The sequence below is a fragment of the Pseudomonas sp. URMO17WK12:I6 genome (assembly GCF_003253625.1).
Lineage (GTDB): Bacteria > Pseudomonadota > Gammaproteobacteria > Pseudomonadales > Pseudomonadaceae > Aquipseudomonas.
Window position 1 is genome coordinate 1 of record NZ_QKYZ01000010.1, and the last position, 17181, is coordinate 17181.

The window sequence follows — 17181 nt, forward strand, 5'->3', positions numbered from 1 at the left end:
AGACGCAATGAACCGAAAGTTCGCAAGCATTCACAAAAACCGCACAAACTATCGCATACCCAATTTGCTGAAGCGTCGAAAGACGGTTCGGTACCCGAATTTCTTGACGACCATAGAGCATTGGAACCACCTGATCCCATCCCGAACTCAGAAGTGAAACGATGCATCGCCGATGGTAGTGTGGGGTTTCCCCATGTGAGAGTAGGTCATCGTCAAGATTAAATTCCGAAACCCCTATCTGCGTATGCAGGTAGGGGTTTTGTTTTGTCCGCAGGAAAGTTCGTACAGCAACATCGGAACGGTCCCGGCTGTCACGGTCTGCCGACAGTGCTAAGGTTCGGCCCTAGCTTTTGTATTTTCCCAAGGAAGCCTTTATGCCGGACGCTACGTCCCTCAGTGCTGGTTTTATGGTGGTTCACGGCAACCGCCTGGACGAGCTGCGCAGCCTGGTGGTCAGTTGGATGCGGCGCTACCCGCTGGCTCCCTTGGAAAATGAAATTGCCCTGGTGCAGAGCAACGGCATCGCCCAATGGCTGAAGCTGGCACTGGCCGAAGACCCAGAAGATGACGACATGGGCGGCTGCGGAATCGCTGCCGCCATCGATGTGCAGTTGCCAGGCAGCTTCATGTGGCAGCTCTATCGCATGGTGCTGGGACGTGACGAAATCCCGGCCAAGTCCCTGCTCGATAAAGCCCCGCTGACCTGGCGCCTGATGCGTCTGCTGCCACAGTTGATCAACCAACCGCACTTCGAACCCCTGCAGCGCTTCCTTACGAATGACACCGACTTACGCAAACGCTATCAATTGGCGGAGCGGCTGGCCGATCTATTCGACCAATATCAGGTGTACAGGGCGGACTGGCTCGAAGACTGGGCAGAAGGCCGTCACCAATTACGAAATGGCAGAGGCGAAGCCAAAGCCCTGACTCCGGCCAACTGCTGGCAAGCAGAGCTGTGGCGTGCGCTGTTGCTGGATGTCGGTGCACAAGGCATGGCGCAAAGCCGCGCGGGTGTCCACCAACGCTTTATCGAGCGTATCAATAGTCTCGACAGCGCGCCCAGTGGATTGCCTTCCAGGGTGATTGTTTTCGGGATTTCTTCACTGCCAGCTCAAGCCTTGGAAGCACTTGCCGGGCTGGCTCGATTCAGTCAGGTCTTGCTGTGCGTACACAACCCATGTCGCCACCATTGGGCGGACATCGTCGCCGATAAAGACCTGTTGCGGCATCAATACAAGCGCCAGGCTCGCAAGCGCGGCATGCCGGTTGTGCTTGATCCGCAAACGCTCCATCAGCATGCCCACCCGCTATTGGCGGCGTGGGGCAAGCAGGGGCGGGACTACATCAATCTGCTCGACAGTTACGACGATCCCAACAGCTATCGCTCGGCATTTCGCGATGGGCGCATCGACCTTTTCAGCGATAACCAGCCTCAGAGCATGCTCAATCAGTTGCAGGACGACATCCTGGAATTGCGCCCCCTGAACGAAACTCGCGAGAGTTGGCCAGCAGTCGATCTGACAGAGGACGAATCGATCCGTTTTCACATCGCCCATAGCGCTCAACGCGAAGTGGAGATTCTCCACGATCAGCTGCTCGCACGATTCAGTGCTGATCCAGACTTAAGGCCTCGTGACGTGATCGTGATGGTTCCAGACATCGACAGTTACGCCCCCCACATCCGCGCTGTCTTTGGTCAGCTTGATCGCCACGATCCACGCTTCATTCCCTTCACGCTCGCGGATCAAGGCCAGCGCGGCAGGGACCCGCTACTGATCGCTGTCGAGCATCTGCTCAAGCTGCCCGACAGTCGTTTCCCCGTCAGCGAAATTCTCGATCTGCTGGACGTTCCGGCATTACGCGCTCGGTTTGGCGTAGAGGAACGTGACCTGCCGACCTTGCACCGCTGGATCGAAGGCGCAGGTATCCGTTGGGGGATGAATGCCGAGCAGCGTGCGGGTCTGGGCCTGCCGGAAGAACTGGAGCAAAACAGTTGGCGTTTCGGCTTGCGACGGATGTTGCTTGGTTATGCCGTGGGCAGCGCCAGTGCCTGCGAGGGTATTGAACCCTACGACGAGATCGGTGGCCTGGATGCTGCGCTTATAGGTCCTTTGGTCGCACTGCTGGATGCACTGGAGATTGCCCACCAGGAGCTCACCCAACCTGCGTCGCCCAAACTCTGGGGCATCCGCTTGCAAGCACTGGTGCAGTTGTTCTTCCAGGCCAGTAACGAACATGACGACTATTTATTGGCTCAACTCGAAGAGTTGCGCGAGACCTGGCTTGAGACCTGCGAGTCAGTAGGCTTGCAGGACGAGTTACCACTGACCGTAGTCCGTGAAGCCTGGCTGGCTGGCCTCGACCAAGGTCGCTTGTCTCAGCGCTTTCTCGCCGGTGCCGTCAACTTCTGTACCTTGATGCCCATGCGAGCAATCCCGTTCAAACTGGTCTGCCTTTTGGGCATGAATGACGGCGATTACCCTCGCGCGCAGCCGCCACTGGACTTCGACCTGATGGGCAGCGACTACCGGCCCGGCGATCGTTCCCGGCGTGAAGATGACCGTTATCTGTTGCTGGAAGCCTTGTTGTCGGCGCGGGACCAACTCTATATCAGCTGGGTCGGCCGCAGTATTCGGGACAACAGTGAGCGCCCGGCTTCGGTATTGATAGGACAGCTACGTGATCATCTCGCCAGCGGTTGGCGATTGCACGATGACAAGGCTGATCTGCTTGAGTCCATGACTCAGGAACATCCGCTGCAACCCTTCAGTGCACGCTACTTCCATGAAGGCGATGATTTGTTCAGCTACGCCAGCGAGTGGCAGGTACTTCATCAGTCCAGCGGTTTGACGCCTGCCATCGAGGTTCTTGAGCCCTATATTCAGGACGAGCCGCTGAGCCTGGGTCAGTTGCAGGATTTTCTGCGCAATCCGGTACGGCATTTCTTCAGTCAGCGACTCAAAGTGTTCTTCGAGGCTGCCGAAGCGCCTTTGGCGGATGAAGAGCCATTTGTACTCGACGCGCTGCAACGCTATAGCCTCAGCGACAGCTTGCTCGAAGCAGCGCTCGGGCAATTGGACCAAATCGATCAGGTACTGGAAGCACAGGCGAAACGTCTGCAGAACAGCGGGCTCTTGCCCATGGCTGGTTTTGGCGAATGTTTGCAGCGAGAGTTGATCGAGCCACTGCCGGATCTGTTGCAGCGCTATCAGCAGCTCCTGGCGTTATGGCCGACCCCGCTCACCAGCGCGTTGCCCGTGAGTCTGGAACTGCATGGGCTGCGCCTGGAGGGCTGGCTCAGTGGCCTGCATCAACGCGCGGACGGTGGCTTGCTGTCGGTCACCACGATTCCCAATAGCATCGGCTCACTCAAGACCCGCAAATGGCATCGTCTGACACGACCATGGATCAATCACCTGGTTGCCTGTGCCAGCGGGATGTCGATGACCACCGCGTTGGTGGCCAGCGACGACAGTCTGTTACTGGCTCCGTTGGCGAAGGATGCAGCACTTGATGCCTTGGGTAATCTGTTGCTGGCCTGGCAAACGGGCATGCGCCAGCCGTTGCCGATTGCCGTAAAAACAGCCTTCGCCTGGCTGGCTCAAACCGATCCGGTCAAGGCTGACGCCGCTGCCCGCAAGGCCTATGAAGGCGATGGCCAGACAACTGATGGTGAGCGCCGCGAAAGCCCGGCACTCGCTCGGCAATACGCCGACTACGATGTCCTGATTGCCGACGAGACCTTCCCCGATTGGTGCGACGCTTTGTATCGGCCGCTGCTTGAGGCTCCCTGGCGTTCATTGACCAGCGAGGAGGCGCGCTCATGACCACGAAAACACCGCTGGCCCTGGCATTCCCCCTGCGTGGAAGCCAACTGATCGAAGCCAGTGCCGGGACGGGCAAGACCTTCACCATTTCTGCGCTGTACTTGCGTCTGGTCCTTGGTCATGGCGACGAGTCGAGTGGTTTTGGCCGTGAATTGCTGCCGCCGCAAATCCTCGTGGTGACCTTCACCGATGCCGCGACCAAAGAACTGCGCGAACGTATTCGTACGCGACTGGCTGAAGCTGCGCGTTTTTTCCGCGATGAGACACCGGCACCGGATGGCCTGATTGCGGAGTTGCGCGAGCAATACCTCCCTGAGCAGTGGCCCGGCTGTGCAAATCGCCTGGACATCGCCGCCCAGTGGATGGATGAAGCGGCGGTATCGACCATCCACAGTTGGTGCCAGCGCATGCTGCGCGAACATGCATTCGACAGTGGCAGCCTGTTCACCCAGACCCTGGAAACCGATCACAGTGATTTGCTTGGCGAAGTCCTGCGCGACTACTGGCGACTGTTCTGCTATCCGATGCAAGGCGATGCGCTGAATTGGGTTCGCGGCAACTGGGGTGGCCCGGCAGCGTTGTTGCCGCGAGTGCGTGGATTGTTCGCCAGCGAGCGTGACAGCGTTGAAGGTAAAGAACCTGCCGAGTTGATCGCCGAGTGCCTGGAGGAACGACGGGCCGCGTTGCTCGAGCTCAAGATGCCCTGGCGCCAATGGGCCGATGAGCTGCTTGCCATCTGTCATCAGGGCGTCGCGAGCAAAAGCGTCGATGGTCGCAAGATGCAGGCGCGCTACTTCGAACCCTGGTTCGAAAAGCTCCGGGCCTGGGCCGAAGACGAATCTCTGGAGCAACTGGACATTGGCACCGGCTTCACTCGCCTGACTCCCGATGGCATGGCTGAAGCCTGGAAAGGTGAAGCTCCCCGTCATCCCGGTCTCGATGCGATGCCCGGCCTCAAGGCCAGTCTCGATGGCTTGCCGACCCCCGATGCCGCCGTGCTGCAACATGCCGCCCACTGGGTCGGTGCTCGGTTCGAGGAAGAAAAGCGTCGTCGCGCGGAAATGGGTTTCGATGACATGCTGCTGCGTCTCGATGCGGCGTTGCAGTCCGATGGCGGTGAGCGTCTGGCGACCTTGATCCGCGAGCAGTTCCCGGTTGCGCTGATCGACGAGTTTCAGGACACCGACCCGGTGCAGTACCGAATCTTCGAGAGCATTTATCGCATCGAAGACAACAACCCTGAATCCGGCCTGTTCCTGATCGGCGACCCGAAGCAGGCGATCTATGCCTTTCGCGGTGCCGATATCTATACCTATCTGCGCGCCCGGCAAGCCACCACTGGCCGCCTGCATACCCTGGGCACAAATTTCCGTTCCAGTCATGGCATGGTCAACGCGGTGAACCATGTGTTCCAGCGCGCAGAATCTCGCGAGCAGGGGCGCGGCGCGTTCCTGTTCCGGGAGAAGAGTGGCGAGAACCCGGTACCGTTTCTGCCCGTGGAGTCCCAAGGGCGCAAAGAAGTCCTGCACATTGAGGGGCAGGTTGTGCCTGCCCTGAACATCTGGCATTTGTCCTCTGACCAGCCACTTTCCGGTGTGGTGTATCGACAACAATTGGCCGCCGCCTGCGCCAGTGAGATCACTGCGTTGCTCAATGGCGGTCAGCAGGGGCGTGCGGGCTTCATACAGGATGGTAAGGGTCTCAGAGGCCTGCTGCCGGCGGATATCGCGATTCTGGTGCGCGACGGCAAAGAGGCCCAGGCCGTGCGCGGCGAACTTTCCGCTCGCGGTGTGCGCAGTGTTTACCTGTCAGACAAGGACTCGGTATTCGCCGCGCAGGAGGCCCATGATCTGCTGACGTGGCTCAAGGCCTGTGCCGAGCCGGATGTCGAACGTCCCCTGCGTGCCGCGCTGGCCTGCATCACGCTGAACCTTTCACTGGCTGAACTGGAGCGACTGAACCAGGACGAACTGGCCTGGGAAGCACGGGTCATGCAGTTCCGCGGTTATCGCGAGCTCTGGCGCAAACAGGGCGTGCTGCCCATGTTGCGGCGATTGCTACATGATTTTCAGCTGCCCCAGGCGTTGATCGCGCGCAGCGATGGTGAGCGGATATTGACCAACCTGCTGCACTTGTCCGAGTTGCTGCAGCAGGCCGCCGCCGAACTCGATGGCGAGCAAGCACTGATCCGTCATTTGTCCGAGCATCTGGCATTGTCCGGTCAGGCTGGCGAAGAACAGATCCTGCGCCTGGAAAGCGACGAGCAACTGGTCAAGGTCGTGACCATCCACAAATCCAAAGGGCTTGAATATCCGTTGGTGTTTCTGCCGTTCATCTGCTCGGCAAAACCGGTGGATGGCAGTCGTCTGCCGTTGTATTACCACGATGCCGCGGGCAAGGCGCAGGTGAGCTTGAAGCCGACGGCCGAGTTGATCGCCCAAGCCGACGATGAACGTTTGGCTGAAGACCTTCGTTTGCTCTATGTGGCCCTGACCCGGGCACAACATGCGTGCTGGCTGGGTGTGACTGATCTCAAGCGCGGCAATAACAACGGCTCGGTCCTGCACCTTTCGGCATTGGGTTATCTGCTGGGCGGTGGTGCGCCATTGGCTGAGTCGGCAGGGCTGCGTCGTTGGCTGGAAGACCTGCAGCAAGACTGTGCGGCGCTGAACTACGCTGAAATGCCTGACGCGACCGCCGAGCATTACCATCCGCCACGCAATGAAGCGACGTTGTTGGCCCCGCTGATACCCCGGCGCAAGGCCAGTGAAAACTGGTGGATCGCTTCTTACAGCGCCTTACGCATTGGTGACAGTCTGAGCGTGGGCAGTGACGAAGCACCGGAGAGCGCGCAAGCACAAAAGCTCTTTGATGACGAACGCCTTGATCCTGAAGCGCCACGAGAAGTCGCCGCTGGCGGTGCTGATATTCATCGATTCCCTCGTGGTCCGAACCCCGGCACTTTTCTTCATGGATTGCTCGAATGGGCCGGTGACGAAGGTTTTGCCGCTGCACCGCAAACCGTGGAAGACGCGATCGCCCGTCGCTGCAACCGCCGTGGCTGGGAAGGCTGGATCACCACGCTGAGCGGCTGGCTGCAGCACTTGCTCAAATCCCCATTGCACATCGGTGGCGGGCAGGCGCCGGTGGTGTTCGAGCAACTGACTCAATACCGGGTCGAGATGGAGTTCTGGTTCGCCAGTCATAAAGTCGATGTACTCAAGCTCGATGAGCTGGTGCGTCAATACACCCATCACGGCGTGGCCCGGGTGGCCGCCGAACCGGTGCTGCTCAATGGCATGTTCAAAGGCTTCATCGACCTGACGTTCGAGCATGAAGGCCGTTACTACGTCGCTGACTACAAATCCAACTGGCTGGGCGTCGATGACGCGGCCTATACCGAGCAGGCCATGGAGCAGTCGATTCTCGATAACCGTTACGACCTGCAATACGTACTGTACCTGCTCGCCCTGCATCGCCAGCTTAAGGCTCGGCTGGTCGATTACGATTACGACCGGCATGTCGGTGGAGCGTTGTATCTGTTTCTTCGCGGTACTCGAGCGGCCAGCCAGGGTGTGTATTTTGCCCGTCCGCCACGGGAGCTGATCGAGCGCCTGGACCGGTTGTTCCAAGGCAAGCCAGAGCCCAAGGCCGAACCCGCCTGGGAACAGGGAGTATTGCTATGAGTCGCACTTTCGCCGATTTGCTGCCTACGCCGTTGGCGGCCGAAAGTCTGGCGGACCTGGCCCCGTTGAGCCGCGCAGATGACTTGTTGCTGCTGCTCACGCGCTGGGTCGAACGCGGCTGGCTGCGGGCGCTGGACAAGGCCTTCGTCGCGTTTCTCCACGAGCTCGCTCCCGACGATGATCCGCTGGTGCTGCTGGCCGCCGCGTTGATCAGTCACCAACTGGGTCACGGTCATGTCTGCCTGGATCTGTTCGAAACACTGAAAGAGCCGGATTTTGCCCTGTCGCTGCCGCCGGAGGGTGATGTGCAAAGCGGGGCGATGTTGCTGCCGTCGCAATTGCTTGAGGCGCTGGACGGTGCCCATTGGTGCAAGGTCCTGGCGTCCAGTCGTCTGGTGGCTCTGGCCGTCGATGGGCGTGAGGCTGCGCAACACCGGCCGTTGGTGCTGTCGGGCAAGCGCCTGTACCTGCGCCGCTACTGGGCTTACGAACGGCGCATCGACCACGCGCTGCGCCAGCGTCTGGCGGCACACGAAGCAACGCCGGATGATTTGCCTCAACGCCTGACCGGGCTGTTCGGTCCAGCCAGGCTTGATGACGTGATCGACTGGCAGAAGCTCGCGTGTGCCCTGGCTACCCGAAGTGCATTCAGCATCGTCACCGGCGGCCCGGGAACCGGCAAGACCACCACGGTTGTGCGCTTGCTTGCATTGCTCCAGGCACCCGCAGTGGAGGCCGGTAAACCGTTGCGTATTCGTCTCGCGGCACCCACCGGCAAAGCTGCCGCACGATTGACCGAGTCCATCAGCCAGCAGGTTCAAACCCTGAAAGTGCCTGAAACGGTGCGCGAGAAGATCCCGTCGGATGTGACCACCGTGCACCGTTTGCTCGGCAGTCGTCCCGGTACCCGGCATTTCCGTCACCACGCGGGTAATCGCTTGCCGCTGGATGTATTGGTGGTGGACGAAGCCTCGATGATCGACCTGGAAATGATGGCCAACCTGCTCGATGCGTTGCCGCCCCATGCCCGTCTGGTGCTGCTCGGTGACAAGGACCAACTGGCGTCGGTAGAGGCCGGTGCCGTACTGGGCGATCTGTGTCGTGATGCCGAAGCCGGTTGGTACAGCCCGCAGACCCGCCAGTGGCTGGAGGCGGTCAGCGGTGAGCGCCTCGATGCCAGCGGTTTGCGGGAAGACACCCAAGGCGCGCATCCACTGGCCCAGCAAGTCGTGATGCTGCGCCACTCACGGCGCTTCGGCGAGGGTAGCGGCATTGGTCAGTTGGCCCGTTGGGTCAACCAACAGCATCCCGAGGACGCGCGCAAGTTATTGGCCGCTGCAGGTCATGACGACGTATTTTCCCTGCCCCTCAAGGGTGAGCAGGACCGGGCGCTGGAGCGCTTGTTGCTCGAGGGCCATGGCGGGGGGCCGCAAGGTTATCGGCATTACCTGAGTCTTTTGTGCAGCCAGCGACCATCGCTCGACCGCCCGCTCGACGATCCATGCTGGGCTGATTGGGCTCGCGTGGTGCTGCAGGCCTTCGACGCTTTCCAGCTGTTGTGTGCCGTACGCAAAGGGCCTTGGGGCGTGGAAGGTTTGAATCAGCGCGTGACCGACGCGCTGCTCAAGGCACGGCTGATCGACAGCGACCATCAGTGGTACGAAGGTCGGCCCGTGCTGATGACCCGCAACGACTATGGCCTGGGTTTGATGAACGGTGACATTGGCATTGCCCTCAAGCTGCCGGAGCGTGAAGGCCCGGAGGCCGGGCGGCACGTGCTGCGTGTGGCCTTCCCGCGTAATGACGGGCAGGGCGGTGTGCGCTTTGTCCTGCCAAGCCGACTCAACGATGTCGACACGGTGTATGCCATGACCGTGCACAAATCCCAAGGCTCGGAATTTGCGCATACGGCGTTGATTCTGCCGGATGCTTTGAATCCTGTGCTTACCAAGGAACTGATCTATACCGGGATAACCCGGGCCAAAGACTGGTTCACCCTGATTGAGCCTCGAGCCGGCGTATTCGAAGAGGCCGTGCGGCGCAAGGTCAAGCGCTTGAGCGGGTTAATGCTGGAGCTGGAAGAGGGTGCCTGGCCGAGCCATTGAGGGGCGGTGGCAGACGCCGGAATCTGTCCGATGTGCCGTGGCGCGTCGCCTCGCTGGTGTTTCAGTGCTGTGCTATCGTTGCGGCATCATTTTGTTGCGATCGTAGAGAATTCCTGCATGAAGTTGGCTGTCTGGGCGACAGGGCGCGTCGTTGGCTGCAAACAAGTGCTGCTTGCCGGCCTCCTCTGTTTGTTGACGGGCGTTGCCTGTGCTGAGTCGGAAACTATCGTGAGCAAAGCCGACCAACGTGCCAGGTCGGTCACTCAGGTCGTACTCGGGATCCTCAGTTATGCCCGATGGCCTGTTGAGCCCCAACAACTGCGCCTGTGCGTGGTCGGCCCCACTGAATACACCGACGACCTGGTCAAAGGCACCACACAAGCCACGGGTCGACCGGTTACTGTACGACGGTTGCTGGCTGATAATCCGGTCATCGCCAGTGAATGCGATGCGGTGTACATCGGCAAGCTGACCGGCGATGAACGCAGTCGGCTATTCGCCTCGTTGACGGGACGCCCGGTGGTGAGCATCAGCGAAGGCGGCGATCAATGCACTGTCGGCAGTCTGTTCTGTCTGCGGGTCGGTGATGAGCAGGTGTCCTTCGAGGTCAACCTCGACTCGGTCGCCCGCAGCGGTGTACGCATTCATCCCAGTGTGCTGCAACTGTCGCGCCGCAAGCCGGCGGCGCCATGAATCTATTCAAACCTCGCATACGTCCGACCCTGGGATCGGTTATCGGCCGTGGGCATTTGATCGTCGCCCTGGTGGGCGTGGCCATGGCCAGTGTTTCATTGACCCTGCTGGGTGTTCTGGCTTTGCGGGTCTATGCCGATCACAACCTGAATCTGATTGCCCGTTCGATCAACTACACCGTGGAAGCCGCGGTGGTGTTCAACGACAAGGCCGCCGCCACCGAAGCGCTGGCATTGATCGCGTCCACTGAAGAAGTGGCTGATGCACAAGTGATGGACGAGCAAGGCGAGTTGCTCGCACGTTGGCAACGACCGGAAACGGGGTGGCTCTCCGATCTTGAAATGCAGATCGCCCGAACGATTCTGGAAAAACCCATCAGCATGCCGATCACTCATCAAGGTCGGGAAATCGGCAGCATCTTGCTCATCGGTCACGGCGGCAGCCTGATGCGCTTTTTGCTCAGCGGTCTGGTGGGAATCGTCTTGTGTACCGCTGTCAGTGCCTGGGTAGCGCTTTATCTGGCGCGTCGGCAATTGCGAGGAATCACTGGCCCGTTGCGCAGCCTGGCTGCCGTGGCTCACGCCGCCCGTAGCGAGCGTGCTTTCGACCGACGCGTACCGCCTGCCGACATTGCCGAACTCGACAACCTGGGCAACGACTTCAATGCTTTGCTCGACGAGCTCGAGTCCTGGCAGACCCATCTGCAAAGCGAAAACGAAACCCTGGCCCACCAGGCCAGCCATGACAGCCTTACCGGGTTGCCGAATCGGGCGTTTTTCGAAGGCCGCCTGATGCGCGCCTTGCGCAATGCGGGCAAGCTGGAAGAGGGAGTGGCCGTACTGTTTCTCGACAGCGACCGGTTCAAGGAGATCAACGACAACTTCGGTCACGCTGCCGGTGATGCGGTGCTGATCGCCGTGGCAACCCGGGTTCGTGCGCAGTTGCGTGAAGAGGATCTGGTTGCGCGTCTGGGCGGCGATGAGTTTGCCGTGCTGTTGACGCCGCTGCACAAGATAGAAGACGCCGAACGGATTGCCGACAAAATCATTGCCAGTATGGACGCGCCAATCCTGTTGCCGGGCGGTACCCAGGTGTTGACTTCACTCAGCATCGGCATCGCCGTGTACCCGGATCATGGGCTTACGCCCGGTGCGCTGCTCGATGCTGCAGATACCGCGATGTATCAGGCCAAACGCCTTTCCCGAGGCGCTCACCACACGGCAGGGTCGGAGCACTCTGTCGTCCATCTTCAAACCAGGAGCTAATTTTTGTGTTCACATTCACTCAGCGTTCTCTGCGATTTTTTACGATTAGCTTATTCATGACCTTGCTGGCATTGACCGGTTGCCAGACGACACCGCAGAAAGGACTGACCCCAGCGCAGATCGCTGTACTCAAGCAACAAGGTTTCGAGATGACGGATGAGGGCTGGGCCTTCGGCCTGTCCGGCAAAGTGCTGTTCGGTAGCGATGTCGAACACCTCAACCCTGCCAGTACCCAGATCGTCGAACGCATTGGCAAGGCGTTGTTGGGCGTGGGAATCGAGCGGGTGAGGATTGACGGCCATACCGATGCCTCGGGCGAGGAATCCTATAACGAACAACTTTCCCTGCGTCGCGCGAAAAGCGTTGAAGCGGTATTGGCCGCTGTCGGCATGAAAGAACAAAACATCCAGCTACGCGGCCTGGGCAGCAGCAAGCCCGTCGCCTCCAACGCCACCGCGGCCGGGCGCACCGAGAACCGCCGGGTGTCGATCGTGGTGAGTGCCGATTAATCGGCGAACACCATCTCCCGACTTTCCCCCATCAACAGCGCCTGATTCTGCTCGGTGACGGTACGGATGTAATCCCACAACAAGGTAATCCGCTTGAGCTTGCGCAGGTCCTCCCGGCAGTACATCCAGAACTGCCGGGTGATGGTGATCTCTTGTGGTAACACCGGCAGCAATCGCGGATCCTGAGCCGCTAAAAAGCACGGCAGAATCGCCAGTGACCGTCCTTGCTGCGCCGCCACGAACTGCGCGATCACACTGGTGCTGCGCAGATTGGCACTGGCACCGGGCAGCACATTCGCCAGGTACAGCAGCTCCGAGCTGAACGCCAGATCGTCCACATAACTGATGAATTGATGCTTGCTCAAATCTGCCGGGCGGCGGATCGGTGAGTGCTTGTCCAGATAATCCTGGGTCGCGTACAGCTGCAATCGATAGTCACAGAGTTTGCAGCAGACATAAGGGCCGTGTTCCGGCCGCTCCAGCGCAATGACGATGTCTGCCTCGCGCTTGGACAGGCTGATGAAGTGCGGCAGCGGCAGGATGTCCACCGAGATCGCCGGGTAGGCGTCGACGAAATGGCTCAGCTGCGGGGTGATGAAAAAGCTGCCGAACCCTTCGGTACAGCCCATGCGCACATGCCCGGACAACGCGACGCCTGAGCCCGAGACCTGCTCGCAAGCCATGTGCAGAGTGCTTTCGATCGATTCGGCGTAACCCAGCAGGCGCTGGCCTTCAGCGGTCAGGACGAAGCCGCTGGTGCGGGACTTCTCGAACAACAGCGTACCCAACGAGGCCTCCAGCGAACTGATGCGTCGCGACACAGTGGTGTAGTCCACCGCCAGGCGCTTGGCCGCAGTGCTGGCCTTGCGAGTACGGGCAACTTCAAGGAAAAACTTGAGGTCATCCCAGTTCAACGAGCCTAAAGACGTGATGTTTTTTTGCATGATGGACCGGCTTTTATGTGCGTTCTTATTAGAAGTTTGCACATCTATACTCCAAAAACAGTCCGACAACCAAATCGCGACACACGCCTCATCTCAAGGCGACTTTCTCGCCTTGGCTCCCAAGATAGCTCTCTAAATAAGAACAACGTCCCGGAGACCCGACATGAACGCATCGCTAGAAACCACCGTACAAAAGATCAAGTTATTGATCGATGGCGAGTGGGTCGAATCCCAGACCACCGAATGGCACGACATCGTCAATCCGGCGACCCAGCAAGTGCTGGCCAAAGTCCCCTTTGCGACCGCTGCTGAAGTCGATGCCGCCATCAGTGCCGCTCATCGCGCCTTTCAGACCTGGAAGCTGACGCCAGTCGGCGCGCGGATGCGCATCATGCTCAAGCTTCAGGCGCTGATTCGCGAGCACTCCAAGCGTATTGCCGTAGTGCTCAGCAATGAGCAGGGTAAAACCATCGCCGACGCTGAGGGCGATATCTTCCGTGGCCTGGAAGTGGTCGAGCACGCCTGCTCCATTGGCAGCCTGCAAATGGGCGAGTTCGCCGAGAACGTCGCAGGCGGTGTCGACACCTACACCCTGCGTCAGCCGATCGGCGTCTGCGCCGGCATTACCCCGTTCAACTTCCCGGCGATGATTCCGCTGTGGATGTTCCCGATGGCCATCGCCTGCGGCAACACCTTCGTGCTCAAGCCTTCCGAGCAGGATCCGATGTCGACCATGCTGTTGGTGGAGCTGGCGATTGAAGCCGGCATTCCGCCGGGTGTGCTCAACGTCGTTCATGGTGGCAAGGATGTGGTCGATGCGCTTTGCACCCACAAGGACATCAAGGCTGTTTCGTTCGTCGGTTCGACCGCGGTCGGCACGCATGTCTACGAGCTGGCCGGTAAACACGGCAAGCGCGTGCAATCGATGATGGGGGCCAAGAACCACGCCGTTGTGCTGCCCGATGCCAACCGCGAGCAAGCGCTCAATGCACTGGTCGGCGCCGGTTTCGGTGCGGCCGGGCAACGCTGCATGGCCACCTCGGTGGTGGTGCTGGTGGGCGCGGCCAAACAATGGCTGCCGGATCTCAAGGCGCTGGCGCAGAAACTCAAGGTCAATGCCGGCAGCGAGCCAGGCACTGATGTTGGCCCGGTGATTTCCAAGCGGGCCAAGGCACGGATTCTCGAGCTGATCGAAAGCGGGATCAAGGAAGGCGCCAAGCTGGAGCTGGACGGTCGCGACATCACTGTTCCGGGCTACGAGCAGGGCAACTTTGTCGGCCCGACCCTGTTCTCTGGCGTAACCCCTGAGATGCAGATCTACACCCAGGAAATTTTCGGCCCGGTGCTGGTAGTGCTGGAAGTCGACACCCTCGATGAGGCCATCGCCCTGGTCAACGCCAACCCGTTCGGCAACGGCACGGGCCTGTTCACCCAGAGCGGTGCGGCGGCGCGTAAATTCCAGTCGGAAATCGACGTTGGCCAGGTCGGCATCAACATCCCGATCCCGGTGCCGGTACCGTTCTTCAGCTTCACCGGTTCCCGTGGTTCGAAGCTCGGCGACCTCGGTCCGTATGGCAAGCAAGTGGTGCAGTTCTACACTCAAACCAAGACCGTCACTGCACGTTGGTTCGATGACGACAGCATCAACCACGGTGTGAACACCACCATCCATTTGCGCTAAGGAGCCGGACATGAAAATCGCTTTTATCGGTCTCGGCAACATGGGCGCGCCGATGGCGCGCAACCTGATCAAGGCTGGCCATTCGCTGAACCTGTTTGACCTCAATCAAACCGTGCTGGCCGAACTGGCTCAACTCGGCGGCACCATCAGCACTTCACCGAAGGAAGCGTCGAAAGACGCGCAACTGGTGATCACCATGTTGCCGGCAGCGGCCCATGTGCGCAGTGTCTGGCTGGGTGAAGACGGTGTGCTGGCGGGAATCGCCAAAGGCGTGCCAGCGGTGGATTGCAGCACCATCGATCCGCAGACGGCGCGAGATGTTGCCGCGGCGGCCGCAAAGCAGGACGTGGCCATGGCCGATGCCCCGGTTTCCGGTGGCACTGGCGGTGCAGCGGCCGGGACGCTGACCTTCATGGTCGGCGCCACGCCTGAACTGTTCGCCACTCTGCAACCGGTGCTGGCGCAGATGGGCCGCAACATCGTCCACTGCGGTGAAGTCGGCACCGGGCAAATCGCCAAGATCTGCAACAACCTGCTGCTGGGGATTTCCATGGTTGGTGTCAGCGAAGCCATGGCGCTGGGCAGCGCCCTGGGTATCGACACAAACGTGCTGGCGGGCGTCATCAACAGTTCAACCGGGCGTTGCTGGAGTTCGGAGATGTACAACCCGTGGCCGGGCATCGTCGAAACAGCGCCGGCCTCGCGCGGTTATACCGGCGGTTTCGGTGCTGAACTGATGCTCAAGGATCTGGGGCTGGCTACTGAGGCGGCGCGTCAGGCGCACCAACCGGTCGTGCTCGGCGCGGTGGCCCAGCAGTTGTATCAGGCGATGAGCCTGCGTGGGGAAGGGGGCAAGGACTTCTCGGCGATCATCAACAGCTATCGCAAACCCCAATAAGCGTTTGTGGCGAGGGAGCAAGCTCCCTCGCCACAGGATTCATGCATGCCTTTTTACCGAGAGACCACGTCGGGTGGTCTCTCGGTTTTTTGCGTCAGGCAAACACGAAATACTTGCGCACGGTTTCAACCACTTCCCACGTGCCTTTCATCCCCGGTTCGATGACGAAGATGTCACCGGCGCGCAGGTGGATCGGCGCCATGCCTTCCGGGGTGATGATGCAGTAGCCTTCCTGGAAGTGGCAGTATTCCCACTTCACATATTCCACATACCACTTGCCCGGCGTGCAGATCCAGGTGCCCATGATCTTGCTGCCATCTTCGCTGGTGTACGCGTTGAGGTTGACGGTGTGCGGATCGCCTTCGAGCTTTTCCCATTTGCAGGCGTCGAGTACGGGCAACGGGTGAGTGTCGCGAAGAACGGTAATCGGTGCGGTCATGTGGACTCCGGGCCTTGGAATATAGAAAGTGGTACTGAAGAACTGAAGTCGCACCCTATAGCGCCTATGCTCCGCTCAGTTGTCTGTATTCGACATCGAGCTGTCCAGAAGCGCGCAAACGCTCAAAGATTTTCCGGCGGGCAAAAACCTGCCCCTCAGGGCAGAGTCAAGACGCTCAGCAAGGCCTGGGCATAACGGGGCAACACGGTGAAGTCCCGGGCGCACAGCAACAGTTTGCGGCGAGCCCACGGCTCTTCCAGTACGACGCTTTTGAACGGCGTTTCAGCCGGCCAGCGTTCGACCGCCGCCAAGGGCACGATCGCCAGCCCGGCTCCCCGGGCGACCATGCGCATCACGCCCTCGAAACCATCGGCGCGGATGCGGACCTGCATCCGCAAGCCGCTGTGCAGGGCCTGTTCTTCCAGGTAAATGGCCAAGGCGCTGTTGGCGTTCAGGCCGACGTAGTCGTGGTGCAAAGTGGCGCTGAAATTTAGCGGTCCGGTGTCGGCCAAGGGGTGATCACGCGGCAGGATCAGCACCAGCGGATCGTCGCGGAAATAGCGGGTTTGCAGGCCGTCGGTATCCACGGCGTCGGACACGATCCCCAGGTCTGCTGCGCCCTGGCGCAAGGCGTGGGTGATGCGTGTGCTGGGCAGCTCCTGCAGGTCGATGTCGAGGTTCGGATGGTCGCGCAGAAAGTCCGCCAGCAACTCCGGCAGGTACTCGGTGATCGCAGTGGTATTGCACAGCAACCGCACCTGGCCTTTGACTCCTTTGGCGTATTCGACCAGGTCCTGCTGCATGCGCTCGGCCTGTTGCAGCAGGACTCGGGCGTGCTGCGCCAGTGCCTTGCCGGCCGGAGTGGGGCTGACACCGCGGCGACCTCGCTCAAGAAACTCGATGCCCAGTGAGGCTTCCATCGCGCGGACTCGTGCACTCGCCGCCGCCAGCGACAAATGGCTGCTGGCGGCACCGGCGGTGATGTTGCCAGTGTCGAGGATGTTCAGGTAGAGGCGCAGGTCGGTGAGGTCGAAGTGCATACAGTGTCCCGGATCGTTTTTAGCCTCTACCGATTCAAGAGGCAGCCTCAGTATATGGCAGATTTTCAAGGCCCCCTTCAGGGCCCACGATAGC

At 60.1% G+C, this 17181-nt stretch carries 11 protein-coding genes and 1 rRNA gene; 9 read left to right on the forward strand and 3 right to left on the reverse strand.

Going from position 1 to position 17181, the window contains the following annotated elements; all coding sequences use genetic code 11:
* The first annotated feature begins 102 nt into the window (after positions 1-102).
* The 7 genes from rrf (at position 103) to F475_RS18520 (ending at position 12085) form a co-directional block, all read left to right on the forward strand.
* Positions 103-218: ribosomal RNA gene (gene rrf / locus F475_RS18490) — 5S ribosomal RNA — on the forward strand.
* Positions 219-374: 156 nt separating this feature from the next.
* Positions 375-3827, forward strand: coding sequence for an exodeoxyribonuclease V subunit gamma (gene recC / locus F475_RS18495; RefSeq protein ID WP_111454441.1), 3453 nt, complete (start codon positions 375-377; stop codon positions 3825-3827).
* Entirely contained in the window at positions 3824-7513 is a 3690-nt protein-coding gene (recB, locus tag F475_RS18500; RefSeq protein WP_111454442.1) for an exodeoxyribonuclease V subunit beta, read from the forward strand. The genes recC and recB overlap by 4 nt, the downstream gene beginning before the upstream one ends.
* On the forward strand, positions 7510-9618 hold the full coding sequence (recD, locus tag F475_RS18505) for an exodeoxyribonuclease V subunit alpha (RefSeq protein WP_111454443.1): 2109 nt from the start codon (positions 7510-7512) through the stop codon (positions 9616-9618). The genes recB and recD overlap by 4 nt, the downstream gene beginning before the upstream one ends.
* A 117-nt stretch (positions 9619-9735) precedes the next feature.
* A complete protein-coding gene (locus F475_RS18510; protein ID WP_018929415.1) occupies positions 9736-10311 on the forward strand; it encodes a YfiR family protein in 576 nt (191 codons plus the stop codon).
* Positions 10308-11576: a diguanylate cyclase domain-containing protein gene (locus tag F475_RS18515; RefSeq protein ID WP_111454444.1), complete on the forward strand. Its 1269-nt coding sequence runs from the start codon at positions 10308-10310 to the stop codon at positions 11574-11576. The genes F475_RS18510 and F475_RS18515 overlap by 4 nt, the downstream gene beginning before the upstream one ends.
* A gap of 56 nt (positions 11577-11632) precedes the next feature.
* Positions 11633-12085 carry an OmpA family protein gene (locus F475_RS18520; RefSeq protein ID WP_018929417.1) on the forward strand — a complete coding sequence of 151 codons (453 nt, stop codon included), beginning with the start codon at positions 11633-11635 and terminating at the stop codon, positions 12083-12085.
* Here the strand turns inward: F475_RS18520 and F475_RS18525 are convergent.
* A complete protein-coding gene (locus F475_RS18525) occupies positions 12082-13029 on the reverse strand; it encodes a LysR family transcriptional regulator (protein WP_018929418.1) in 948 nt (315 codons plus the stop codon). The two genes, F475_RS18520 and F475_RS18525, sit on opposite strands and share 4 nt — an antisense overlap.
* A gap of 163 nt (positions 13030-13192) precedes the next feature.
* Here F475_RS18525 and F475_RS18530 point away from each other — a divergent pair, with 163 nt between their 5' ends.
* Complete coding sequence (locus F475_RS18530; RefSeq protein WP_086946401.1) at positions 13193-14710, forward strand: CoA-acylating methylmalonate-semialdehyde dehydrogenase; 1518 nt, start codon at positions 13193-13195, stop codon at positions 14708-14710.
* Positions 14711-14720: 10 nt separating this feature from the next.
* On the forward strand, positions 14721-15608 hold the full coding sequence (mmsB, locus tag F475_RS18535; RefSeq protein WP_111454445.1) for a 3-hydroxyisobutyrate dehydrogenase: 888 nt from the start codon (positions 14721-14723) through the stop codon (positions 15606-15608).
* 94 nt (positions 15609-15702) lie between these two features.
* On the opposite strand, the gene F475_RS18540 is transcribed toward mmsB, so the two are convergent.
* On the reverse strand, positions 15703-16047 hold the full coding sequence (locus F475_RS18540; protein ID WP_007900627.1) for a cupin domain-containing protein: 345 nt from the start codon (positions 16045-16047) through the stop codon (positions 15703-15705).
* Positions 16048-16202: 155 nt separating this feature from the next.
* Positions 16203-17087, reverse strand: a complete 885-nt coding sequence (locus F475_RS18545; RefSeq protein WP_111454446.1) for a LysR substrate-binding domain-containing protein — start codon at positions 17085-17087, stop codon at positions 16203-16205.
* Positions 17088-17181: the final 94 nt, after the last annotated feature.

Excerpts from the sequence above, each read along its gene's own strand:
- mmsB (WP_111454445.1), top strand. The coding sequence starts at position 14,721 with ATGAAAATCGCTTTTATCGGTCTCGGCAACATGGGCGCGCCGATGGCG.
- F475_RS18540 (WP_007900627.1), bottom strand. The coding sequence starts at position 16,047 with ATGACCGCACCGATTACCGTTCTTCGCGACACTCACCCGTTGCCCGTA.
- recB (WP_111454442.1), top strand. The coding sequence starts at position 3,824 with ATGACCACGAAAACACCGCTGGCCCTGGCATTCCCCCTGCGTGGAAGC.
- F475_RS18520 (WP_018929417.1), top strand. The coding sequence starts at position 11,633 with ATGACCTTGCTGGCATTGACCGGTTGCCAGACGACACCGCAGAAAGGA.
- recD (WP_111454443.1), top strand. The coding sequence starts at position 7,510 with ATGAGTCGCACTTTCGCCGATTTGCTGCCTACGCCGTTGGCGGCCGAA.
- F475_RS18530 (WP_086946401.1), top strand. The coding sequence starts at position 13,193 with ATGAACGCATCGCTAGAAACCACCGTACAAAAGATCAAGTTATTGATC.
- F475_RS18515 (WP_111454444.1), top strand. The coding sequence starts at position 10,308 with ATGAATCTATTCAAACCTCGCATACGTCCGACCCTGGGATCGGTTATC.
- F475_RS18545 (WP_111454446.1), bottom strand. The coding sequence starts at position 17,087 with ATGCACTTCGACCTCACCGACCTGCGCCTCTACCTGAACATCCTCGAC.
- F475_RS18510 (WP_018929415.1), top strand. The coding sequence starts at position 9,736 with ATGAAGTTGGCTGTCTGGGCGACAGGGCGCGTCGTTGGCTGCAAACAA.
- recC (WP_111454441.1), top strand. The coding sequence starts at position 375 with ATGCCGGACGCTACGTCCCTCAGTGCTGGTTTTATGGTGGTTCACGGC.
- F475_RS18525 (WP_018929418.1), bottom strand. The coding sequence starts at position 13,029 with ATGCAAAAAAACATCACGTCTTTAGGCTCGTTGAACTGGGATGACCTC.